The sequence below is a fragment of the Aureimonas sp. AU4 genome (assembly GCF_001463765.1).
In the GTDB taxonomy this organism is placed as follows: domain Bacteria; phylum Pseudomonadota; class Alphaproteobacteria; order Rhizobiales; family Rhizobiaceae; genus Aureimonas.
Genome location: NZ_BBWK01000026.1, coordinates 1 through 22,298 on the forward strand (window position 1 = coordinate 1; position 22,298 = coordinate 22,298).

The 22,298-nt window shown below is 69.5% G+C and carries 20 protein-coding genes and 1 riboswitch; of the genes, 14 read left to right on the forward strand and 6 right to left on the reverse strand.

Going from position 1 to position 22,298, the window contains the following annotated elements:
* Together AUL35_RS08750 and AUL35_RS08755 are read right to left on the reverse strand one after the other, a co-directional pair.
* Positions 1 to 536: ABC transporter ATP-binding protein (locus AUL35_RS08750; protein ID WP_156417910.1), on the reverse strand; the 536-nt coding region annotated here is incomplete at its 3' end.
* On the reverse strand, positions 533 to 1,669 hold the full coding sequence (locus AUL35_RS08755; RefSeq protein WP_244493715.1) for an ABC transporter permease: 1,137 nt from the start codon (positions 1,667 to 1,669) through the stop codon (positions 533 to 535). The genes AUL35_RS08750 and AUL35_RS08755, both read right to left, overlap by 4 nt.
* Positions 1,670 to 2,035: 366 nt before the next feature.
* Here AUL35_RS08755 and AUL35_RS08760 point away from each other — a divergent pair, with 366 nt between their 5' ends.
* The 11 genes from AUL35_RS08760 (at position 2,036) to AUL35_RS08810 (ending at position 15,922) form a co-directional block, all read left to right on the forward strand.
* On the forward strand, positions 2,036 to 3,172 hold the full coding sequence (locus AUL35_RS08760) for an efflux RND transporter periplasmic adaptor subunit (RefSeq protein ID WP_192847071.1): 1,137 nt from the start codon (positions 2,036 to 2,038) through the stop codon (positions 3,170 to 3,172).
* Positions 3,173 to 3,178: 6 nt separating this feature from the next.
* Entirely contained in the window at positions 3,179 to 6,325 is a 3,147-nt protein-coding gene (locus tag AUL35_RS08765; RefSeq protein ID WP_062014122.1) for an efflux RND transporter permease subunit, read from the forward strand.
* Between the two features lie 117 nt (positions 6,326 to 6,442).
* On the forward strand, positions 6,443 to 7,378 hold the full coding sequence (gene choX / locus AUL35_RS08770) for a choline ABC transporter substrate-binding protein (RefSeq protein WP_062014153.1): 936 nt from the start codon (positions 6,443 to 6,445) through the stop codon (positions 7,376 to 7,378).
* Positions 7,379 to 7,457: 79 nt separating this feature from the next.
* Positions 7,458 to 8,978 (forward strand): choline-sulfatase, encoded by a 1,521-nt coding sequence (gene betC, locus AUL35_RS08775; RefSeq protein ID WP_062014123.1) that lies wholly within the window; start codon positions 7,458 to 7,460, stop codon positions 8,976 to 8,978.
* Positions 8,979 to 9,069: 91 nt separating this feature from the next.
* Positions 9,070 to 9,159, forward strand: a riboswitch (glycine riboswitch).
* Between the two features lie 142 nt (positions 9,160 to 9,301).
* The gene (locus tag AUL35_RS08780; RefSeq protein ID WP_082666212.1) at positions 9,302 to 10,615 is read left to right on the forward strand and encodes a D-amino acid dehydrogenase; all 1,314 of its coding nucleotides are present in this window, start codon (positions 9,302 to 9,304) and stop codon (positions 10,613 to 10,615) included.
* A 108-nt stretch (positions 10,616 to 10,723) separates the two neighbouring features.
* Positions 10,724 to 11,362 carry an N-acetylmuramidase domain-containing protein gene (locus tag AUL35_RS08785; RefSeq protein WP_062014127.1) on the forward strand — a complete coding sequence of 213 codons (639 nt, stop codon included), beginning with the start codon at positions 10,724 to 10,726 and terminating at the stop codon, positions 11,360 to 11,362.
* A 14-nt stretch (positions 11,363 to 11,376) separates the two neighbouring features.
* Positions 11,377 to 12,135 carry a trehalose-phosphatase gene (gene otsB, locus AUL35_RS08790; protein WP_062014129.1) on the forward strand — a complete coding sequence of 253 codons (759 nt, stop codon included), beginning with the start codon at positions 11,377 to 11,379 and terminating at the stop codon, positions 12,133 to 12,135.
* Positions 12,135 to 13,574 (forward strand): trehalose-6-phosphate synthase, encoded by a 1,440-nt coding sequence (locus AUL35_RS08795; RefSeq protein ID WP_062014131.1) that lies wholly within the window; start codon positions 12,135 to 12,137, stop codon positions 13,572 to 13,574. The genes otsB and AUL35_RS08795 overlap by 1 nt, the downstream gene beginning before the upstream one ends.
* Before the next feature lie 85 nt (positions 13,575 to 13,659).
* On the forward strand, positions 13,660 to 14,301 hold the full coding sequence (locus AUL35_RS08800) for a 2-dehydro-3-deoxy-phosphogluconate aldolase (RefSeq protein ID WP_062014133.1): 642 nt from the start codon (positions 13,660 to 13,662) through the stop codon (positions 14,299 to 14,301).
* A gap of 74 nt (positions 14,302 to 14,375) precedes the next feature.
* Positions 14,376 to 15,263, forward strand: a complete 888-nt coding sequence (locus AUL35_RS08805; protein ID WP_062014135.1) for an alpha/beta hydrolase — start codon at positions 14,376 to 14,378, stop codon at positions 15,261 to 15,263.
* Complete coding sequence (locus AUL35_RS08810; protein WP_062014137.1) at positions 15,260 to 15,922, forward strand: GNAT family N-acetyltransferase; 663 nt, start codon at positions 15,260 to 15,262, stop codon at positions 15,920 to 15,922. Before AUL35_RS08805 ends, AUL35_RS08810 begins: the two co-directional genes overlap by 4 nt.
* 4 nt (positions 15,923 to 15,926) lie before the next feature.
* On the opposite strand, the gene AUL35_RS08815 is transcribed toward AUL35_RS08810, so the two are convergent.
* From AUL35_RS08815 to AUL35_RS08830, 4 genes are all read right to left on the reverse strand, one after another.
* Positions 15,927 to 16,367 carry a hypothetical protein gene (locus tag AUL35_RS08815; RefSeq protein WP_062014139.1) on the reverse strand — a complete coding sequence of 147 codons (441 nt, stop codon included), beginning with the start codon at positions 16,365 to 16,367 and terminating at the stop codon, positions 15,927 to 15,929.
* Between the two features lie 56 nt (positions 16,368 to 16,423).
* Positions 16,424 to 17,416 (reverse strand): 2-hydroxyacid dehydrogenase, encoded by a 993-nt coding sequence (locus tag AUL35_RS08820; protein WP_062014141.1) that lies wholly within the window; start codon positions 17,414 to 17,416, stop codon positions 16,424 to 16,426.
* A gap of 24 nt (positions 17,417 to 17,440) precedes the next feature.
* A complete protein-coding gene (locus tag AUL35_RS08825; RefSeq protein ID WP_062014143.1) occupies positions 17,441 to 18,457 on the reverse strand; it encodes a LacI family DNA-binding transcriptional regulator in 1,017 nt (338 codons plus the stop codon).
* Positions 18,458 to 18,547: 90 nt separating this feature from the next.
* Complete coding sequence (locus AUL35_RS08830; RefSeq protein ID WP_062014155.1) at positions 18,548 to 19,009, reverse strand: MarR family winged helix-turn-helix transcriptional regulator; 462 nt, start codon at positions 19,007 to 19,009, stop codon at positions 18,548 to 18,550.
* Between the two features lie 139 nt (positions 19,010 to 19,148).
* On the opposite strand from AUL35_RS08830, the gene AUL35_RS08835 reads away from it, so the two are divergent.
* The 3 genes from AUL35_RS08835 to AUL35_RS08845 are packed head-to-tail and all read left to right on the forward strand — an operon-like array spanning position 19,149 to position 22,119.
* Positions 19,149 to 19,982 (forward strand): creatininase family protein, encoded by an 834-nt coding sequence (locus AUL35_RS08835; protein ID WP_062014145.1) that lies wholly within the window; start codon positions 19,149 to 19,151, stop codon positions 19,980 to 19,982.
* Between the two features lie 14 nt (positions 19,983 to 19,996).
* Positions 19,997 to 21,142 (forward strand): GTP-binding protein, encoded by a 1,146-nt coding sequence (locus AUL35_RS08840; RefSeq protein ID WP_062014147.1) that lies wholly within the window; start codon positions 19,997 to 19,999, stop codon positions 21,140 to 21,142.
* Complete coding sequence (locus AUL35_RS08845; RefSeq protein ID WP_062014149.1) at positions 21,142 to 22,119, forward strand: WD40 repeat domain-containing protein; 978 nt, start codon at positions 21,142 to 21,144, stop codon at positions 22,117 to 22,119. Before AUL35_RS08840 ends, AUL35_RS08845 begins: the two co-directional genes overlap by 1 nt.
* The last annotated feature ends 179 nt before the right edge of the window (positions 22,120 to 22,298 follow it).

Genomic DNA, 22,298 nt, shown 5'->3' on the forward strand with positions numbered 1-22,298 from the left:
ATCAGATCGTCCTGCGCCTTCGTGCGGATGATGGGATCAAGCGCGCCGAACGGTTCATCCATCAGGAGAAGCCCAGGCTCGGCGGCCAGGGCCCGAGCGACGCCGACGCGTTGTTGCTCGCCGCCCGACAACTCTGCGGGATAGCGCGAGCGGTAGCGGGACGGCGCCAGCGAGAAGAGTTCCAGGAGTTCGTCGACCCGGTCTGCGATGCGCTGCCGTGCCCATCCGAGCAGGCCGGGCACCGTCGCGATGTTCTGGAAGACCGTGCGGTGGGGAAACAGCCCGTGGTTCTGGATGACGTAGCCGATGCGGCGGCGAAGCTCGTGTCCCGGCATCGTTCGGTTGTCGACGCCGCCGATGCGGATCGTTCCCTCCGTCGGGTCGATCATCCGGTTGATCATCCGCAGGAGCGTCGTCTTGCCCGAGCCCGACGTTCCAACGATCGCGGTCAAACTCGCGGTGGGCACGTCGAGATCGATGCCGTTGACCACCCTGACACCGTCGTAGGCCTTCGATACGTTGCGGATTTCGATCATGGCGTCATGCTCCGTCCGCGTCGGGAAAGATCGATGAGGGCGTCCAGTAGGATGGCGCAGCCGAACGCGAGGGCGACGGTCGGAAGGGCGCCGAGAAGCACGAGGTCGGCAGCCGTCTGTCCGATGCCCTGGAAGACGAAGACCCCGAGACCACCGCCGCCGATCAGCGCCGCGACCGTGGCGAGACCGACATTCTGGACGAGGACGATCCGAATTCCGGCCAGGATCACCGGAAAGGCCAGCGGCAGGCCGACCTGCAGCAACCGCTGCCGCGCGGTCATGCCGGCGCCGCGCGCGGCGTCGTCCGCCTCCGGGGGAACGCCGGCGAGCCCCGCCACCGTGTTCGCGGTCATGGGCAGCAGGGAGTACAGGAAAAGCGCGACGAAGGCGGGAGCCGTGCCGATGCCGCCGAGCCCGACCGCGGCGGCGCCCGGGACATGGGCGGCAAGATAGGCGAGCGGGGCGATCAGAAGCCCGAAGAGCGCGATGGCGGGAATCGTCTGCACGACGTCGAGGGTTCCGAGAATCGGCTCCCGCAGGGGCGCGACGCGATGGCATAGGATGCCGAGCGGGATGCCGAAGACGCAGGCGGCCGCCAGCGAGCCGAGAACGAGGACGAGGTGATGGCGAGCTTCGCGCCAGAAGCTTTCCGCGCGGGTGTCGTACTCGCGGAACACGGAGAGGCCGTGGAACCAGTCCGACAGGAAGAGGCCGGTGAGGAGGATGCAGGCCGCGACGAGGATCGCGATGCGGACCAGGGGCGGGGGACGCAGCCGGGTCAGGGCGTTGGTCAGAAGAAGGGACAGGGCGCCGAGCGCTACCCAGAAGCCCGAGGCGGGCGAGACGCGCGCGTAACGTGCGGGCTCGGGCCCGAGAAGATGATCAGGCGCGGCACCGACCGAGACGAGAAGAAGCAGGAGCGCGCCGGCCGCGGCGGCCAGGCGAAGCCTGTCGCCCCTCGCAAAGACGCTGGCGGCGATGCAGGCAAGAACAGAGGCGGCGACAGGCCATACGAAACCCGGCGGCAGCGCGGTCGTCAGACTATGGCCGGTGCCCGGTACGATGCGGTTGGCACGCAAGGTCGCGAAGGGGAAACACGCCAGCGCCGCCGCCGCCGCGATCGAAAACGCCAAGCCCAACTGATCGATGCGACGCAGAAACAAACTTCGACCATCCGGTCGTCCCGGCGGCCGCCGGGCGGCACAGGGATCGGAATTCCGATCGGTCGAGGCCGAGCGAGCCTCCCGATCGCACGAAGCGGACAGACTCGTGCATCGCTTCATATAGAAGCGGCCGGTCGGATGGTGAGTCCGAGACGTCCATCGTTTCGCCTTGCCGGGGCTGCAAAGCCGTGTCAGGCCCGCGACAAATGCGTCCGCGCCGCTACGGGCCCCGGAGACCGGGCTTGACGCGGAGGCAGGCCGTTCCGACCTCGGTCTGCGGGAGCGCGCCGGGTTGGCGGACACTCGATGCTGCCGGATGCGGCGAGAAGGATGATGATGGCCGGCCGTATCGCCAAGATCGCGACCGTTCTGTTTCTGACCGGACTGGTGGTGGCGGGCGTGCGCTTCTACGACCAGCGAGAGGGCACGTCGGAGGCTGCGGCGCCCGTGCCTTCCGCCACGCGCGCGAGCGGCCCGGTGGAGCTTGCCGCGCCCGAGGTCACGCGTCTCCAGCCGCAGGATCTGCGCCGCGTGGTTCGGGTTTCCGGCTCCACCGCGCCGTCGCGTCGGGCGGTGCTGACGGCTCGGGTGTCGGGACAGATCGCGGAACTTCCCAAGGATGTGGGCGATGCGGTCGAGGCCGGCGAGGTCATGGCGCGTCTGGACGAGGAGCCGTTGCGCTCGGCGCTGGCTGCCAAGACGGCGACGCTCGACGCGCGCGCCGCGCAGCTCAAGCTCGCCCGCTCGGTGCTCGAGCGCAACCAGCGCCTCGGCAATGCCGGCATCTCGTCCGAGGCGACGCTTCTCTCGGCGGAGGCCGACGTCCTGAACCTCGAGGCCCAGATGCGGGCGTTGGAGGCCGAACTTGCCGACGCGCGGCGCAGCCTTGCCGACGCCACGATCGCCGCGCCCTTTCCGGGCACCGTCTCGGAGCGCCAGGTCGAGGTCGGCCAGAGCGTGCCGGTCAATGCCGACCTTCTGACCGTGGTGGATCTCGTCCGCATGGAGATCGAGGCGCTGGTGCCGACCAGCCGGATCGCCGAGATCGAGGCGGGACAGACCGCGCGCATCCGCGTCGAGGGCTACGAAGACCGAACCTTCGAAGCCCGCGTCGATCGCGTCGCACCGGTCGCGGTCGCGGGCTCGCGCGCGGTTCGGGTGTTCCTGAGCCTCGACAACAGCGACGGCGCGCTTCGGGGCGGCATGTTCGCGATCGGCGAGATCGAGGTGGAGCGCCTGGAAGCGCGCATCGCGCTGCCGCCCGATGCGATCCGCCGCGACGAGGCGGGAACCTTCGTGCTGAAGGCCGAGGGCAACCGCCTGTCGCGCCAGGACGTGGAACTTGGCGAGCGCTTCGAGGAGGCCGATCTCGTGGTGGTTCGCAGCGGGCTGCGCGCGGGCGACACGGTCGTGACCGCGCCCTTGCCCGATCTCAAGCCCGACACGGACATCACCATTGCCGATGCGAACTGACGCGTCGTGTTCCTGACCCGCATCAGCGTCGCCCATCCGGTCTTCGCGACGATGATGATGGCGGCGATCGTCGTCATCGGCCTCTTCAGCTATTCGCGGCTCGGCGTCGACCAGTTTCCCGACATCGACCTGCCGGTGGTGGTGGTGGTGACCACCTACGACGGCGCCTCGCCCGAGACCGTCGAAAGCGAGATCACGCGGCGCGTGGAGGAATCCGTCAACACGATCGGCGGCATCGACGAGATTTCCTCGCAAAGCTACGAGGGCCGCTCGCTCGTCATCATCCAGTTCACGCTGGAGACCGATTCACGCACCGCCGCGCAGGAGGTGCGCGACCGCGTCTCGCGGCTGGAGGCGGGCTTCGCCGACGGGGTCGACACGCCGCAGGTGACGCGCTTCAACCCCGACGACGCCCCGATCCTCTCGGTCGCCGTGTCCTCGAAGACGCGCACGCTGCCCGAGATCACGACGATCGCCGACCAGCTCATCACCAAGCGGTTGAACGTCGTCGACGGCGTCGGACAGACCTCGATCGTCGGCGGCTCCAAGCGTCAGGTTCAGGCACAGCTCGATCCCGACCGGCTGGAGGGCTTCGGCATCGGCGTCGGCGACGTGATCTCGGCCATCCGCCGCGAGAACCAGGATGTCGCGGCAGGTTCGCTCACCAGCGGCAACGGCCAGCGCAACGTCACGGTCGAGGGGCGGGTGAGCGACGTCGCGGGCTTCGAGCGCATCATCGTCTCGAACGTCGGCGGCTCGCCGGTCTACCTCTTGGATGTCGCAAGCGTTCGCGAGGAAGGCGCCGAGCTGACGAGCCGGGCGCAGTTCAACGGCGTCACCGCGCTCGGCATCGACGTGGTCAAGGTGCAGGGCGCGAACACGGTCGCGGTCGCGGGAGCGTTGCGGGCGGAGGTCGAGCGCCTTCGCGGCGAGCTCGCGCCGCTTGGCCTCGATCTCGAGATCTCGCGCGACAACTCGCGCGCCATCACTTCGCAGGTCCGGGAGGTCCAGCGAACCCTGATGGAGGGCGCTGCGCTCACGGTCGCGATCGTGTTCTTGTTCCTGAACTCCTGGCGCTCCACCGTGATCACCGGCCTGACGCTCCCGATTTCGGTGATCGGCACCTTCGCCGTGATCCACTTCCTCGGCTTCACGCTCAACACGATGACGCTTCTGGCGCTGTCGCTGGCGATCGGCATCCTGATCGACGACGCGATCGTGGTGCGCGAGAACATCACGCGCCACCTCGCCATGGGGAAGGGGCATGTGCGCGCCGCACTCGACGGCACGAACGAGATCGGCCTTGCGGTCCTCGCCACCACATTGTCGATCGTCGCCGTCTTCCTGCCGGTCGCCTTCATGGGCGGCATCATCGGGCGCTTCTTCCTCCAGTTCGGCGTCACGGTTTCGGTCGCCGTCCTGATCTCGCTCTTCGTCTCCTTCACGCTCGATCCCATGCTCTCCTCGGTCTGGTACGATCCCCATTCCGAGCGCGAGGCTCGGCGTGGGCCGCTCGGGCGACTCGTGGCCCGCTTCGACCGGGGCTTCGAGCGTGTGGCCGCCGGCTACGGCCGGTTGATCCGCTGGAGCTTCGGTCATCGCATCTGGATCATGCTGGCAGCGGTCGCCCTCTTCGTCGGCAGCGTGATGCTGGTGCCCCGCGTCGGTGCGGAGTTCGTGCCGTCCGGCGACCAGGGCGAGTTCACCGTCTCGCTGAAGGCGCCACAGGGCTCCTCGCTCGATTACACGGCGATGAAGGTCCGGCAGGTGGAGCGCATCCTTCTCACCTTTCCCGAGGTCGCCTCGACCTATTCGACGATCAATACCGCGGGCGCGCGGGGCTTCGAGGAGGCCAATGTCGCCGTCACGCTGAGGCCCCGCGCGGAGCGCTCGCGCTCCCTCGACGAGGTGACCGGCGTGCTGCGGCCCGAGCTTTCGCGGATCGCCGGCTTGAAGCTGTCGATCAACCAGCCCTCGCTCGGCGGGGGAGGTGGTGGGGCTGGCGCCAAGCCGCTTCAGCTCTCGATCCTTGGCGACGGCGAGGGTGAATTGCGCCGGCTCTCCGATCAGGTGGCGGGTGCGTTGCGCGCGATCCCCGGCGCCGTCGAGGTGGAGTCGACCATCGAGGCGCAGACGCCGACGCTTGCCGTGCGCGTGCGGCCCGAGGCGGCGAGCGATCTCGGCATCACCCTTTCGCAGATCGGCGACACGCTGCGCCCGCTGGTGGCGGGCGATTCCATCTCGGTCTGGAACGCGCCCGATGGCCAGACCTACGACGTGACGCTTCGCCTGCCGGCCGAAGGGCGCGAGCGGGCCGAGCAACTGCGCCGGCTCACCATCGCGACCGGCCGCACGGATGCCGAAGGGCGGCCCGTCACCGTCGCGCTCGACCAGGTGGCCGATGTCGTGGAGAGCGTCGCGCCCGATTCCGTCAACCGTCGCGACCTCCAGCGCGAGGTCCGCGTCTCGGCCAATGTCGAGGGGCGGCCGCTCGGCGAGGTGACGGCCGAACTCCAGCGTTTCACGCAGACGCTGCCGCTGCCGCCCGGCTACCGCTTCTCCTTCGGCGGCGACGCGCAGAACATGGCGGAAAGCCTCGGCTACGCCATCCAGGCGCTCGCACTGGCGGTGATCTTCATCTACCTGATCCTCGCCTCGCAGTTCGGTTCGTTCCTGCAGCCGGTGGCCATCATGTCGACCCTGCCGCTCTCGCTGATCGGCGTTTTGGTCGGCCTCCTCGTCATGGGCTCGACGCTCAACATCTTCTCGGTGATCGGCTTCATCATGCTGATGGGCCTCGTCACCAAGAACGCGATCCTTCTCGTCGATTATTCCAACCAGGCGCGGGCACGGGGCCTTTCGCTTCGCGACAGCCTGGCCGAGGCGGGCGCTGTGCGCCTGCGCCCGATCGTCATGACGACGCTCGCCATGATCTTCGGCATGCTGCCGCTGGCGCTGGGCCTGGGCGAAGGCGGCGAGCAGCGCGCGCCGATGGCGCATGCGGTGATCGGCGGGCTGATCTCCTCGACCGTCCTGACGCTGGTCTTCGTGCCGGTGGTTCTCACCTACCTCGACGGGTTCCAGCGCCGCATCCGCCCCTACCTGCCGCGCTCGGCGAGCGAGGGCGAGGCGAAGCGCATGCCGGCCGAATAGCCGCAAGCAAAGAACCGCTCGCGCGCCGCGCAGGCAGCGCAAGAATTTGCCTTGCGTAAACCCTGCCTATCGCGTCCGATGGCACCCGTCGAACCACCGCGCCGGGATGCCGCCATGATCCGATCCGCCTCCGTCCTCTTCGGGCTCTTCGCCAGCCTCCCGCTCGCGGGCGCGGCCATGGCCGCCGACGCCGCCTCCTGCGCGACCGTGCGCATGTCGGACCCGGGCTGGAGCGACATCACCTCGACCAATGCGCTCGCGTCCGTCGTGCTGGACGGTCTCGGCTACAAGGCCGATGTCGAGACGCTCGCCGTGCCGATCGGCTACCAGTCGCTCGCCAACAAGCAGATCGACGTCTTCCTCGGCAACTGGATGCCGGCCCAGGCGAAGTTCCGCCAGGAGCTCGACGCCAAGAAGTCGGCCGAGGTGCTGACGAAGAACCTTGAAGGCGCGAAGTTCACGCTGGCCGTGCCGAACTACGTGGCCGAAGCGGGTGTCAAGGACGTCAAGGACCTCGCCGCCAACGCCGACAAGTTCAAGAAGGAGATTTACGGCATCGAGCCCGGCGCGCCGGCCAACACCAACATCCAGTCGATGATCGACGCCCCCGCCTACAACCTCAAGGGCTGGAAGCTGGTCGACTCGTCCGAGCAGGGCATGCTTTCCCAGGTGAGCCGCGCCGAACGCTCCAAGGACTGGATCGTGTTCCTCGGCTGGGCGCCTCACCCCATGAACAACATGGGCCTTACCTATCTGTCGGGTGCCGACGAGTTCTTCGGCCCGAACTACGGCGGCGCGGAGGTCTACACGCTGGCGCGCGCCGGCTACGCGACCGAGTGCCCGAACGCCGCCAAGCTCTTCTCCCAGGTCACCTTCACGGTCGAGATGGAGAACCAGATGATGGCCAAGCTCGCCGACGGCGAGGACGCTAAGGCCGCCGCCAAGAGCTGGCTGAAGGCCAACCCGGCCGTCCTCGACACTTGGCTCGCTGGCGTCACCACCCTCGACGGCAAGCCGGGCGCGGAAGCGGTGAAGTCCAAGATCGGCGCCTGATCCCATCCATTCCGACACGTGCTATGCCATGCCGCCGCGGCCGGGTCCGCGGCGGTCTTGCGTTGGGGAAAGCATCGCGATGGGCCCTCGGCCGAACATCCTCGTCATCATGGTTGACCAGCTCAACGGGACGCTGTTTCCCGATGGGCCCGCGCGCTTCCTCCATGCGCCGAACCTGAAGGCGCTGGCCGCGCGATCGGCGCGCTTCGTCAATACCTATACCGCGAGCCCGCTCTGCGCCCCGGCGCGCGCCTCGTTCATGAGCGGCCAGCTGCCCTCAAAGACCCGCGTCTACGACAACGCGGCGGAGTTCGCCTCCGACATCCCGACCTTCGCCCATCATCTGCGGCGGGCGGGCTACCGCACCATCCTGTCGGGCAAGATGCACTTCGTCGGGCCCGACCAGTTGCACGGCTTCGAGGAGCGGCTGACGACCGACGTCTATCCCGCCGACTTCGGCTGGACGCCCGATTGGCGCAAGCCCGGCGAGCGCATCGACTGGTGGTACCACAATCTCGGCTCGGTGACGGGGGCGGGCGTCGCGGAGATCACGAACCAGCTCGAATACGACGACGAGGTGGCCTACCACGCGGTCTCGAAGCTCTACGACCTCAGCCGGGGCCACGACGAGCGGCCCTTCTGCCTGACCGTCTCCTTCACCCACCCGCACGACCCCTATGTCGCGCGGCGGCGCTTCTTCGATCTCTATCCCGAAGACATGCCGGAGCTCCAGCCCAGCGTCCCGCGCCTGCCCTTCGGCGAGCAGGACCCCCATTCGCAGCGCCTCATGATGGCCTGCAACGACCACGAATACGCGATCACCGACCAGATGGTGGCGCGCTCGCGCCGCGCCTACTTCGCCAACATCTCCTATATCGACGAGAAGATCGGCGAGATCCTCGAGGTGCTGGCCTCGACGCGCCAGCTCGCCGACACCGCGATCTTCTTCGCCTCGGACCACGGCGACATGCTGGGCGAGCGCGGCCTCTGGTTCAAGATGAACTTCTTCGAGGGCTCGGCGCGCGTGCCGCTCATGGTGTGCGCGCCGGACGTCGCGCCCGGCCCGGTGGAGGCGCCCGTCTCGACGCTCGACGTCCTGCCGACGCTCCTCGACATCGCGGGCCTCGAGGCCGGTGCGGGCGCGCAGTGGCTCGACGGCCGGTCCCTCAAGCCCCTTGCGAACGGCACGGCGCTCCCCGAACCCGTCCTGATGGAATACATGGCCGAGGGCTCGGTCGCGCCGATGATCTCGATCCGCGAGGGGCGCTGGAAGTTCAACCGCTGCCCCGCCGACCCGGACCAGCTCTTCGACCTCGCGAGCGATCCGTCGGAGCTGCAGGATCTGGCGTCCGATCCGGACCATGCCGGAACGCTCGCCCATTTCGATGCCGTGGCGCAGCGGCAGTGGGACCTCGCGCGCGTTGACGCCGAGGTGCGCCAGAGCCAGGCGCGTCGTCACGTCACCTACGAGGCGCTGCGCAACGGCGCCTACTACCCCTGGGACTACCAGCCGCTGCGGCAGGCCTCGGAGCGCTACATGCGCAACCACATGGACCTCAACGTCCTGGAGGAGGCGCAGCGCTTTCCGCGCGGTGAGTGAACGCCAGCTGAGCAGGTGGCGCGAAGATGGGCGGGGATTGCCTCTTGGCTGGCCTTGCCGCCCGATCGGGCGGGGCGTAAGGAGGAGGGCATCGCCGCTTGCGGGAGAGACCGGCCGGAAGGCCGGCGCCGAAGGAGCAACCGCCCCGGAAACTCTCAGGCAAAAGGACCGCGCGGCGCGAGCGAGCATCCGGAGAGTGGCGGCCTCATGCCGTCCGCCGAAGGAGAAAGCGGATCGGGACACGACGTCCCGCCCGTGAAACTCTCAGGCCAATGACGGAGGGGCACGAGCTGAGACCCGACGCGTTCGGGCGAAGGAGCATCGTGACCCAAGTCGCCGTGATCGGCGCCGGCATCACCGGCATCACCACCGCCTACAAGCTTCTGTCCCAGGGCCTCGACGTGACGGTCTTCGACCGCAACGCCTTCTCGGCGATGGAGACCTCGTTCGCCAACGGCGGGCAGCTGTCGGCCTCCAACGCCGAGGTCTGGAACAACCCGGCCACCTTCCTCAAGGGCATCAAGTGGATGCTCAAGAAGGACGCGCCGCTCCTCGTCCACCCGACGCCGTCCTGGCACAAGATCTCCTGGATGGCCGAGTTCGTGATAGCGGCGCGCTCCTACGAGGAGAACACGATCGCGACCGTGAAGCTCGCCATCGCCGCGCGGCGCCACCTCATCGAGATGGCCGACGCGGAGGGGATCGACTTCGACCTCGAGAAGCGCGGCATCCTCCACGTCTACGAGACGAAATCCGAGTTCGATCACGCCCTGCGCGTCAACGAGATGTACCGCAAGGGCGGCCTGGAGCGCCGCGTCCTCGACGACGCGGGCATCCACGAGATCGAGCCGGCGCTGAGCGGTCGTTTCCACGGCGGCTTCTTCACCGAGAGCGACTTCACCGGCGACATCCACAAGTATACGCGTCGCCTGTCGGAAGCCTGCGTGCGGCGCGGCGCGACGATCCTCTACGACCGCGACGTCGACCGGCTGGCGACGCGCGACGAGGGTGGCGTCGCCGTCTTCTCGCGCAAGGTCGGAGCAGCCGGCGAGCCCGAGCGGCAGGACTTCGATGCCGTCGTCGTCTGCGCGGGCGTCGCCTCTCGAAAGCTCGCGGCCCAGCTCGGCGACCGCGTGAACATCTACCCGGTCAAGGGCTACTCGATCACCGTCAACCTCGAGGACGAGGCGAGCCGCGAGGGCGCGCCCTACGTCTCGCTCCTCGACGACAAGGCCAAGATCGTCACGAGCCGCCTCGGCGCCAACCGCCTGCGCATCGCCGGCACGGCCGAGTTCGCCGGCGAGAACCGCGACATCCGCATGGCGCGCATCAAGCCGCTGATCGAATGGTGCCGATACCGCTTCCCCGGCGTCGGCACCTCGTCGGTCATCCCTTGGGCGGGCCTGCGTCCCATGATGCCCGACATGCTGCCGCGCGTGGGCCGGGGCAAGGCGAAGGGCGTCTACTACAATACGGGTCACGGCCATCTCGGCTGGACGCTGTCGGCCATCACCGCCGACACGATCGCCGCCGAGGTCGCGGGCGACCATGCGGGAACGCGCGTTCCCGTTCGCGGCGACCTGAAGCCTGTGGACGAGGTGCGCCACGAGGCCGAGCGCCTGACCGAAGCGGCCTGATCCGCCGACCCGGACGCTCCGCCGTCCGGGAATTTCCATGCCCATGTCTCCCCCTCCGTCCGTCCGGCCGCATGATCGCGGCCGGATCGACGAGGAAGCGAGGGCGACATGGGACGGATCACGCAGCGGGTACTGGACGCGGCGCGCACGGTGGCGACGGGGGAGGGCGTTGCGGCCGAGGCGCTCGTCGCGGTCGCCCTGGTGGAAACCGACGGGCGCTCGCTCGCCGCGGTCGGTGAACGCTTCGAGCCTCTGATCCGCTTCGAGGGACATTATTTCGATCGCCTCCTGACGGGTCGACCGCGCGAGGTCGCGCGGCTGGCCGGTCTCGCCCACCCGAAGGCCGGCCGCGTGCGCAATCCGGCGGATCAGGAGGCGCGCTGGCGCCTTCTGGAGCGGGCGATCGCCATCCATCGTGAGGCGGCGTTCGCTTCCGCCTCCTGGGGTCTCGGTCAGGTCATGGGAGCCCACTGGCAGGCGCTCGGCTTCGCGTCGGCCGAGGCGCTGGCGGCCTGCGCCCGCGCCTCGGTCGCCGGGCAGCTGCGGCTCGTCGCGCGCTTCCTCAAGCTCGGCCGACTGGACGCGCTTCTGGGCAAGGGCGACATGGCGGGCTTCGCACTCCGCTACAACGGTCCCGCCTTCCGCCAAAACCGCTACGACGCGAAGATCGCGGCCGCCTGGAACGAGGCCAAGGCGGCGCTGGCGCGTCCGTTTGCGGCCGGCATGAGTCCGAAAGGTGTTCCCTGACGGACGATCGGCCTATGTTTCAGACCATGACCATGCCTCCCACGCTCGATCCCGCCCGCCACGCGCTGTTTCTCGACTTCGACGGAACCCTGGTGGAGCTGCGGGACGACCCGCAGGCCGTCGCCATCGACGCTGCGGAGCTCGACCGTCTGGTGGAATTGCAGTCGCGGCTAAGCGGTGCCCTCGCTGTGCTCAGCGGCCGGCGCATCGCCGATCTCGACCGGTTCCTCGCGCCGCTCCGCTTCGCGGCGGCCGGCGTGCATGGCCTGGAGCGGCGCGAGGCGGCGGAGGACGACGTGGTGCATCTGGCCGGCCCGTCGATCCTCGATCCCGTGCGCGAGGCCTTGCGCCAGCCGCTCGAGGCCGAGGAGGGCCTGCGCCTCGAGGACAAGGGAACGGCGCTGGTCGTTCATTATCGCGGCCGGTCCGAACTGAAGACACGAGCAACCGTGATCGTCGAGGACGCCGTGCGCGGCGTGCCGGATCTCGCGGTCATGCACGGGCACGACATCGTCGAGATCCATGTCGCGGGCATGGACAAGGGCCGGGCGCTCGCCAGCTTCATGACGCACGAGCCGTTTCTCGGGCGTGTGCCCGTCTATCTCGGCGACGACACGACCGACGAGTTCGCCTTCGCCGAGGTCGCCCGTCTGGGCGGTGTCGGCGTGAAGGTCGGCCCGGGAGAGAGCGCGGCGTCCCATCGCCTTGCGGCGGTGGATTCGGTTCACCGCTGGCTCGCGCTGGAAGCGGATGCCGGTGGGGAGGCGAACTGATGGCGGAGCGCGGGGGGCGCCTCGTCGTCGTATCCAATCGTGTCGGCCCCTTGAGCGACGAGGGCAAGGCGGGCGGTCTTGCGGTCGGGCTGGCCGACGCGCTGCGTCGTCGCGGCGGCCTGTGGTTCGGGTGGAGCGGCGAGGTGTCCGAGGCAGGCACCGGGTCCGAACTGAAGCGCGAGGATCACGGCGATACCTCGCTCGTCACGATCGACATGACGAAAGAGGAGATCGAGGGCTTCTATTTCGGCTACGCCAACCGCTCGCTCTGGCCGCTCCTGCACTATCGCCTGGACATCGCCTCCTTCGACCGCGAATCGGACCGCACCTATCGCGAGGTCAACCGGCGCTTCGCCGAGCGCCTGGCGCCGCTCCTGTCCCCGGACGACCTGGTCTGGGTCCACGACTACCACTTCTTCTATCTCGGCTCGGAGCTTCGCCGGGCCGGGTTCGACGGGCGTCTGGGCTACTTCCTCCACATTCCCTTCTGCCCGCCCGAGATGCTGACGGCGCTGCCCGCCAGCCACGATCTCGTGCGCGCCATGCTGGACTACGACGTCATCGGCTTCCAGACCGAGGGCGACCGGCGCAACTTCGTCGCCTTCTGCACGCAGGAGTTCGGCGCGGAAGACATAGACGGCGACCGCGTGCGGACCTCCGACGGGCGCATCGTTCGCGCATCCGCCTTTCCGATCGGCATCGACGCGGAAGGTTTCGCGGAATTCGCGCAGTCCGACGAGGCGCGCGAGCACGAGACCATGGTGCGCGACATCTCGCACGGCCGGCACCAGATCGTCGGCGTCGACCGGATGGACTATTCCAAGGGCATCGTGGAGCGCTTCCGCGGCTTCGAACAGCTTCTCGAGGACGAGCCGGCGTTTCGGGGGCAGGTCCAGTTCCTGCAGGTCGCGCCGCTCTCGCGCTCCGAACTCGAGGCCTATGCCGACCTGCGCACCGAGCTGGAGGGGCTCGCCGGCAACATCAACGGCCGATTCGCGACGCTCGACTGGACGCCGATCCAGGTCATGGTGAACGGGTTCACGCGCCGGGCGCTGGCGGGCATCTACCGGGCGGCGCGCGTGTGCATGGTGACGCCGCTGCGCGACGGCATGAACCTGGTCGCCAAGGAATACGTGGCCGCCCAGGACCCCGCCGATCCCGGCGTCCTGATCCTGTCGCGCTTCGCGGGGGCGCGGGCCGAGATGCCCGAGGCGCTGATCGTCAACCCGTACTCCACGGACGATCTCGTCCGCGCGCTCAAGAAGGCGCTGGAGATGCCGCTGGAGGAGCGCCGCGAGCGGCACGAAGCCATGCGCGCGCGCGTCTTCGGCAACACGGCGCACAACTGGTGCGAGACGTTCCTCGCCGTTCTCGACGCGCCGGCCGAGCGCGATCTGCAGCCGCGCTCCTGGTGGCACCGCTGGGGCTTCGGCGGGTGAGCCTCGCCGCTTTGTTTGCGTCGCCGAAACCGCTAGAAGGCGCAGCGGCGGATATCGCGAACCCGTAGCTGCGAGGACGACACCCATGACTCAGAAGACGCACGCCCTCATGGAGATCCTCCAGCGCCAGCCGGTCATGCCGGTCGTGGCGGTCTCGAGCGAGCGCGAGGGCGTGGAGCTCGCCCGCGCGCTGGCGGCCGGGGGTCTTGGCGCGATCGAGGTGACGCTGCGCACGCCCGCCGCCCTCGGTGCGATCCGCGCGATCCGCGCCGAGGTGCCCGAGGCGATCTGCGGCGCCGGCACGATCCTCACCCCCCGCCAGTTCGACGAGGCGGTCGAGGCGGGGGCCCAGTTCATCGTCTCGCCCGGCACGACGCACGAGGTGCTGGACGCGGCCAAGACGTCCGACGTTCCGCTCCTGCCGGGCGCCGCGACGCCGAGCGAGCTGATGGCCATGATCGAGGAGGGCTACGAGGTCCTCAAGTTCTTCCCCGCCGAGCAGCTCGGCGGCGTGCCCTACCTCATGGCGCTCGCGCCCGTCTTCCAGCGCATCCGCTTCTGCCCGACCGGCGGCGTGTCGCCGTCGAACGTGCGCGACTATCTCGCGCTCCCCAACGTCGTGTGCGTCGGCGGATCCTGGGTCGCGCCCAAGGACGCCGTCGAGGCCGGCGACTGGACGCGCATCACGGACCTCGCGCGCGAGGCGGCGGCGCTCGCGGCGCGCTGACGCCGCGCGGCCTCGCCACCGCGCCACCGCGCTCCATCTTCAACGGCCCGCCGGGAATCCATCCGAGGTCGTTCTTGCTGTCTTTCCTTCCGCGCGCGACGGCCCTTCTGGGTCTCGTCGCCGTCCTGTCCGGCTGCTCGGGCCCCGCGGTCCTCAACGCGCTGACGAGCCGCGACGGCTTCGAGACGGCTCGCTCGGTCCGCTATGCGCCGGGTCCGCGGGGAACCTTCGACCTCTACGTGCCCGAAGGCGCGGGACCGCAGACCCCGGTCGTCGTCTTCTTCTACGGCGGAAGCTGGGATTCCGGCTCGAAGAGCCTTTATCCCTTCGTCGGCCAGTCGCTGGCGAGCGCGGGCTATGCCGTCGCCGTTCCCGACTACCGCGTCTACCCGCAGGTGCGCTTCCCCGCCTTCGTGGAGGATGGCGCCAAGGCCGTGGCGGCGGTGGAACGGCTGGCGCGAGCTGGCGGCGACGGCCTGCCGGCGGGACGCCATCCCGTCATCCTCATGGGCCATTCGGCGGGCGCCCAGATCGCCGCGCTCCTCGCCTTCGACGAGCGCTATCTGCGGGCCGCCGGCGCGCGCGAGCGGCTTGCAGGCTTCGTGGGTCTCGCCGGTCCCTACGATTTCCTGCCGTTGAAGGAGGAGCGCTACAAGCGCATCTTCCCGGAGGCCTTGCGCTCGGCGAGCCAGCCGGTGCGCTTCGTCGACGGCGCCCCGGGCGAGCCGCCCGCCTTTCTGGCGGCGGGACTGGCCGATACGACCGTCGAGCCGCGCAACACCCGGTCCATGGCCGCGCGCATCCGCGCTGTCGGCGGGCGGGTGGAGGAACGGCTCTACCCGGGTCTCGATCACGTCGGCGCCGTCAGCTCGCTCGCGACGGCGCTGCCGCTCGGCCGTCCGCAACTGCGTGCCGATCTTCTCGATTTTCTGGCCAGCATCACAGGAGAACGCCGCCCATGAACGACCTGACCGACTGGACGCCGCGTCCGCTGCCGGGCCAGCTGCCGCTGCAGGGCCGGCATGTCCTCGTCGAGCCGATCGTGGACGAGGCGCGCTTCGGGGAGTTGTGGGCCGCCTTCGGCGGGGCCGACCGGCTCTGGGACTATCTCGCCTACGGACCCTTCCTCGGCGACCACGAGTTCGAACGCTTCGCGCGTCAGACCTATCTCGGCTCCGATCCGATGTTCCACGCCATCGTGCCGACCGAGACGGGCAGTGCGGCGGGCGTGGCCGCCCTCATGCGGCTCGACCCCGCCAACGGCGTCGCCGAGATCGGGCATATCTGTCTTTCGCCCGCACTCCAGCGCACCCGTGTCGCGACGGAGGCCTTCCTGCTTCTCTTCTCGCGCGTCTTCGACGAACTCGGCTATCGTCGGCTCGAATGGAAGTGCGACAACCGCAACGCTCCGTCGCGCCGGGCGGCTGAACGTTTGGGCTTCGTCTTCGAGGGCATCTTCCGCCAGCACATGGTGGTGAAGCACCACAACCGCGACACGGCCTGGTTCTCGATCATCGACCGCGACTGGCCGCGCGTGCGCCAGGGTTTCGAACAGTGGCTCTCGGACGAGAACTTCGACGAGAACGGCCGGCAGCGGCGCTCGCTGGCGCGCTGCCGCTGAGGCGTCAGCCGCGCGCGGCGACGATCGTGATCAGCGCGTTGGACGGATAGATCGACTCGTAGAGCACGCCGTCGCCGGGAATGAACTCCAGCACCGTGCGCCCGCCGTTGTCGGCCATCACGAGCGAGCCGTCCTCGCGGGTCCGCCAGTAGGCGACGCGCGATAGCTCGGCAGAGGCCGCGCACTCGCCGCCGATCGGCAACGGCTGCAGCGCGCCGTCGCCGTCCGCCGGGCTCGGCACCTTGCAGTTCGCGCCGTTGCGCATGTCGATGAGGCGCATGGCGGCGGGCGCGGCGGGGGCCGCCGCCTCGGCGGCGATCAGGTGGGCGGGCGGGCTCATGCGCGCCACCAGGCTCTCGGCTGAGGCGACCGAGGGCGACTGCAGGTAGGAGGCGAGGATCGTGCCGACGAAGCCGACGCCGAGCGTGACAGCCGCGAATCTCATGACCGGAACTCCTGAATACGAAGTGCCAGTATGACCTCGTTAATCTTACCCGAAGGTTAACGCACGGCTTCCCGCCGTCGGACGAGGCCAGCCTTCTCGCTCTCGGGCACGGGGGAGGTCAACGCCTCGCCCCCGAACCAGCGCTTGAGGTTCTCGGTCACGAGAGAGCCCATGGCGATGCGCGTGTCGCGCGAGGCCGAGGCGACGTGGGGCAGGAGAACCGTGTTCGAGAGCGCGCGCAGGCGCTCGGGGATGCGAGGCTCGTCGGCGAAGACGTCGAGCCCGGCGGCCGCGATCGCGCCCGTCTCCAGCGCCTCGATCAGCGCCGGCTCGTCCACGCTCGAGCCGCGCCCGATATTGACGAAGACGCCCTTGGGGCCGAGCGCGCTCAGAACAGCGGCGTTCACCGCCCGCTCCGTGCCCGCCCCGCCGGGTGCAGCGACGAGGAGGATGTCGACGGCAGCCGCCAGCTCCAGAAGGCTCTCGTGGTAGCGGTAGGGCACGTCGGTCCGCTGCGTCCGGTTGTGGTAGTCGATCGCAAGGCCGAAGCTCTCGGCCCGTTTTGCGATCGCAAGGCCGATCCGTCCAAGGCCCATGATGCCGAGGCGTCGGCCGCGCAGCGACAGCGGGGTGAGCGGATAGGGACCCGAACGCTCCCATTCGCCGGAACGCGCGTGGTGCTCGGCGCGAACGAGATCGCGCACGGTCATCAGGACGAGCGCCAGCGCGGTGTCGGCGACTTCCTCGGTCAGGACGTCGGGCGTGTTGGTGACGGCGACGCCGCGCGAGGCCGCGTGCGCCGCGTCGACCCCGTCGTAGCCGACGCCGAAGTGACCGATGATCTCGAGGTTCGGAAGAAGGTCCATCGCCTCGTTCGGCAGATGGCCGGCCATGGCGATCGCGCGGATCGCAGGCCGGTCGGATTCCGGCACGAGCGCGATGTCCCGCCGTTCGATCTGCCTGACGTCGAAGACGTCGCGCAGGCCCGCCAGCCCGTCCTCGTTATAGGGGCCGAATACGAGGAGCGGCACGGTGCGAAGATCGGTCATGACGGGCCTTTCGGGATGCTTCTGTCAGCTCGCGTGGATGAGGCTGGAGCGCCGCACCTTGAGTTCGGGTCGGATCAGTTCGACGCGCTCCTCGGCCGGCTCGCCGCGAAGGCGCGCGAGCAGGGCGTCGGCGGCGCGCTGGCCGACCTCGCTCTGGCCGTTCGAGACGGTGGTGAGCGGCGGCATGGCGATGGCCGCCTCGTCGATGTCGTCGTAGCCGCACACGGCGATGTCGACGCCGGGCCGCAGCCCCGCGCGCGACAGGCCGTACATAAGGCCGAGCGCCACGAGGTCGGAAAAGCAGACGATCGCGGTCGGTCGGTCGGGCAGTGTCATGAAGGTCGCGGCCGCGTCGAAGCCCGAATGGCGCGAGCGGGGGCCCTTGATGCGCCACTCCTCGCGAAAGGGAATGCCGGCTTCCGCGAGGGCCCGGCGGTAGCCTTCCTCGCGGTCGCGTCCCGTCGAGGTCAGGTCGGTTCCCCCGATCAGGGCGATGCGCTGGTGGCCTTCCTCGATCAGGTGGCGCGTGACGAGGCGCATGCCGTAGACGTCGTCGCCCTGGAACGAGCGCACGCCGGCGCCCGCCACCGTGCGGGCGATCAGCGTCACCGGAAGGTCGTTCTCCTCGGCAAGGCGAATGTCGGAGGCCGGCGTCCCGATCGCGGGCGACATGATCAGCCCGTCGGCACCCAGCTGCAGCATCGTGTCCACGAAGGCGCGCTGCTTGGACAGGTCGTCGTAGTGGTTGCACAGGACGAAGGTCTGGCGCTGGCGATCCAGCTCGTTCTCCACCGACTTCAGGATCTCCCCGTAGAAGGGGTTCATGATGTCGTGGACGCAGACGCCGACGATGCCGGACTTCGACGTGCGCAGGCTCGCCGCGCGTCGGTTGTAGATATAGCCCGAGGAGCGGGCCTCCTCCTTGATCCGCTCGCGCGTGACTTCCGCCACGAGCGGGCTGTCGCGGAGGGCGAGGGACACCGTGGCGGTCGACAGTCCGAGCTTCTCGGCGATCGTCGAAAGTTTGACCTTCTGCGCCACCGCTTCGTCGATCCGCGTCCTTGCCGGTTATCAGGTCGCTCGGGTGTAGCGGATCGGGTCCGCCTCGCGCAACCGCGAGTCCGAAAGCTCTCAATCCTCGATCGCCCCGGCCTGCGCGCCCTCGGCCGCAAGGCTCCGCTCGACGCGGCGCAGCAGCTTGCGCAGGGTGCGGCGCTGCTTGCCCGACAGGTCCGCGAAGGCTTCGCGCTCCGTTTCCTTCTGCGCGCGGCGGATCTCGCCCAGAAGCGCCAGGCCCCGTTCGGTCAGGCACACCGCGCTCTGCCGCGTCTCGCCCGGCAGTTGCCGGCGCTCCATCACCCCTTGAGCCGAGAGGCGAGCGACCGTCTTGGTGACGGTGGGCGGCTTCACCTGCAGGCGCTCGGCGAGATCGCGCAGCGGAACGCACTCCTCGGCGACCGCGAGCAGCACCGCGTCCTGGCCGGGATAAAGGCCATGCGCGGCGAGCTTGGTCGACAGCGCCGTGCGCGCGAGGCGCGACGAGATCATCAACTGGCCGAGCGCGCCCGGCTTCCTGCGTTTGGCCCCGTCCATCGATTCGCCGCGCTCCGTTCCGGTCGCGGCGAACTTGGCGAAGCCGAAGGCGGCTGTCCACCGCGACGGGCGCAGCCACGGGTTTCGTGAGAGGGGGAAGAAGACTAGGAGGGGAGCGCACCGACCCGGACGCACGCTCATGCCCCTTCGCCGCCGCTATGAGGAGAACACAAGCGCCGAGCTCGCCGCCCTTGGCGACGAGTTGCCGGCGGCCGTCGCGATCCTGCCGGTGGCGGCGACCGAGCAGCACGGCGCGCATCTTCCGCTCGGCACGGACGCGCTGATCGGCGAGGCGATGGCCGAGCGCACCCTGTCGCTTCTGCCCGGCGACGTCGCCGCCACGCTCCTTCCGGTCCAGCGCATCGGCGCCTCCGACGAGCATCTCGCCTTTCCCGGCACGCTGTCGATCGGAAGCCGCGCCATGGCCTCGCTCGTCGAGGCGATCGGCACCGGGCTCCTGGCGAGCGGTTTCCGGCGCCTCGTCGTGGTCTCGTCCCATGGCGGCAACTCGGCGGCCGTCGATATCGCCGCGCTCGCGCTGCGCCGCATGGGGCTCCTGTGCGCCGCCGCCTCATGGAGCCGCTTCGGCCTGCCGGAAACCGGCTGGCCGGGAACGGAGATCGCGCATGGCGTCCACGGCGGCGCTGTGGAGACGGCCCTGATGCTGCATTTCCATCCCGAGCTGGTGCGGCTCGACAGGGTGGCCGACTTTCCGTCCCTCCAGGCCGAGCTCGAGCGCGAGAACCGGCACCTGCGCGCTCACGGACGCCTCGGCTTCGGATGGCTGGCGGGCGATCTCAACCCCATCGGCACGGTCGGCGACGCGCGCCTCGCGACCGCCGAGATCGGCGCCCACATCGCCCGCCACCAGGCCGCGCTCTGCGCCGAGTTCGTGGCCGAGGTCGCGCGCTTCGATCTCCGGCGCCTCGTGCAAACCGGCGCGCCCACCCCTATATCGCGCTCCGAACCTTGAAGGAGGCTTCTTCCATGTCCGACGCCGCCGTTGCTGCGCCCATTCCCGTCACCGTCCTCACCGGCTATCTCGGCGCGGGCAAGACGACGCTCCTCAACCGCATCCTCTCCGAGAACCACGGCAAGCGCTACGCCGTGATCGTCAACGAGTTCGGCGAGATCGGCATCGATAACGACCTCATCGTCGAGACCGACGAGGAGATCTACGAGATGAACAACGGCTGCGTCTGCTGCACCGTGCGCGGCGACCTCGTACGCGTGGTGGAGGGCCTGACGCGCCGCCAGGGCCGGTTCGACGCGATCGTCGTGGAGACCACGGGCCTCGCCGACCCGGTGCCGGTCGCCCAGACCTTCTTCATGGACGAGGACGTGCGCGCCAAGACGCGGCTCGACGCCGTGGTCGCGTTGGTGGACGCCAAGCATCTGCCGCAGCGCCTGAAGGACTCGCGCGAGGCCGAGGACCAGATCGCCTTCGCCGACGTCGTGATCGTCAACAAGACCGATCTCGTCAGCCCCGAGGAACTGGCGCAGGTCGAGGCGACCGTGCGCGCAATCAACCCCCATGCCGTGATGCACCGCGCGAAGCGCGCCGACATCGACCTGCGCCGCGTGCTCGACCAGGGCGCCTTCGATCTGACGCGCGTGCTCGACGAGGCCCCCGAGTTCCTTCACGAGGCGCAGCATGCCCATGACGAGCACATCTGCGGCCCGGACTGCGACCACGACCATCACCACCATCATCACGACCACGACCACGACCACGACCACCATGGCCATGGTCACGAGGGTCATCACCACGACGTTCATGCGCATCCGCACGGCCCGGTCGCGCCGATCCACGACGTCACCGTCACCTCGGTCTCGCTGCGAGCGGGCGAGATGGACCAGAAGCGCTTCTTCTCCTGGATCCAGAACCTGACCCAGACCGAAGGGCCGAACATCTTGCGCCTCAAGGGCATCCTGGCCTTTGCAGGCGACAGCGACCGCTACGTCGTGCAGGGCGTCCACATGATCATCGAGGGCGACCACCAGCGCGCCTGGCGCGAGGGCGAGGCGCGCGAGAGCCGGCTCGTCTTCATCGGACGCCAGCTCGACGCCGCGCGCCTAGAGCGCGAGTTCCTGGCCTGTGCGGCTCCCAACGGTGCGAACGCCGCCGCCTGATGCCGCAGATCGCACCCTACAGCTTCGGCGGCCCCGTGGAGGCCGCCGTTTTCCTCGGCGACGAGCCGGTCTTCGCCCTTTCGGACGGCACGATCCGCTTGCCGGCCGGCGGCGAGCGGACGCTGGAGGCGCATGGCGGCGGTCTGCTCGTCGCGCGGCTCGACGCGTCGGGTCGGCGCCTCCTGTCGGGCGGCGAGGACGGGCGCGTCATTGCCACCGCGGTCGACGGGACGATGAGCGAGGTCGGCTCGGCCGGCCGGCGCTGGGTCACGGCGGTGGCGGGCGGGCCGAACGGCGCCGTCGCTTGGGCTTCGGGTCGCACAGCCTTCGTGCGCGAGGCCAAGGGCGAGACCAGGGAGCTTGCCCACGCCCGGACGGTCGAGGACGTCGCCTTCGCGCCCAAGGGCCTGCGGCTCGCCACGGCACGCTACGACGGCGCCTCGCTCTTCTTTCCCGCGACCGATGCCAAGGCGCAGGAGCTGGAATGGAAGGGCGCGCATACCGGCGTCCTGTTCTCGCCCGACAACCGCTTCCTCGTGACGATCATGCAGGAGAACGCCCTCCATGGCTGGCGCCTGGAGGACGGCAAGCACATGCGCATGACGGGCTATCCCGCCAAGATCCGGTCCTGGAGCTGGTCGTTCAAGGCGAAGTACCTAGCGACCTCCGGGGCGCCCGCCGCGATCCTGTGGCCCTTCTCGGGACGCGACGGACCGATGGGCAAGGCGCCGCTGGAGCTCGGCACGCGCGGCGACACGATGGTGACCGCCGTGTGCTGCCACCCGGCCGACGAGATCCTCGCGATCGGCTATGCCGATGGCATGGTCCTGGCGGTGCGCATCGCCGACGGGCGCGAGGCGCTTCTGCGTCGCGGCGGCTCGGGCGCGATCCGGACCATGGGCTGGGACGGCGCGGGCCGCTTCCTCGCCTTCGGCTCCGAGAGCGGCGAGGCTGGCGTCGTCGACATATCGGCCTGACGGGCCTTCAGGCGGCGGCGGGACCGCCGCCGGCCGCGCCCGGCAGGGGCGCCCGCACCTGCGCCACGAGACCGTCGGGCTCGTAGCGCAGGGCAACTGTCCCGCCGAAGTCCGAGGCGAGCGACTGCTCGATGAGGCGCGAGCCGAAGCCGCGGCCTTCCGGCACGCTCACTGGCGGG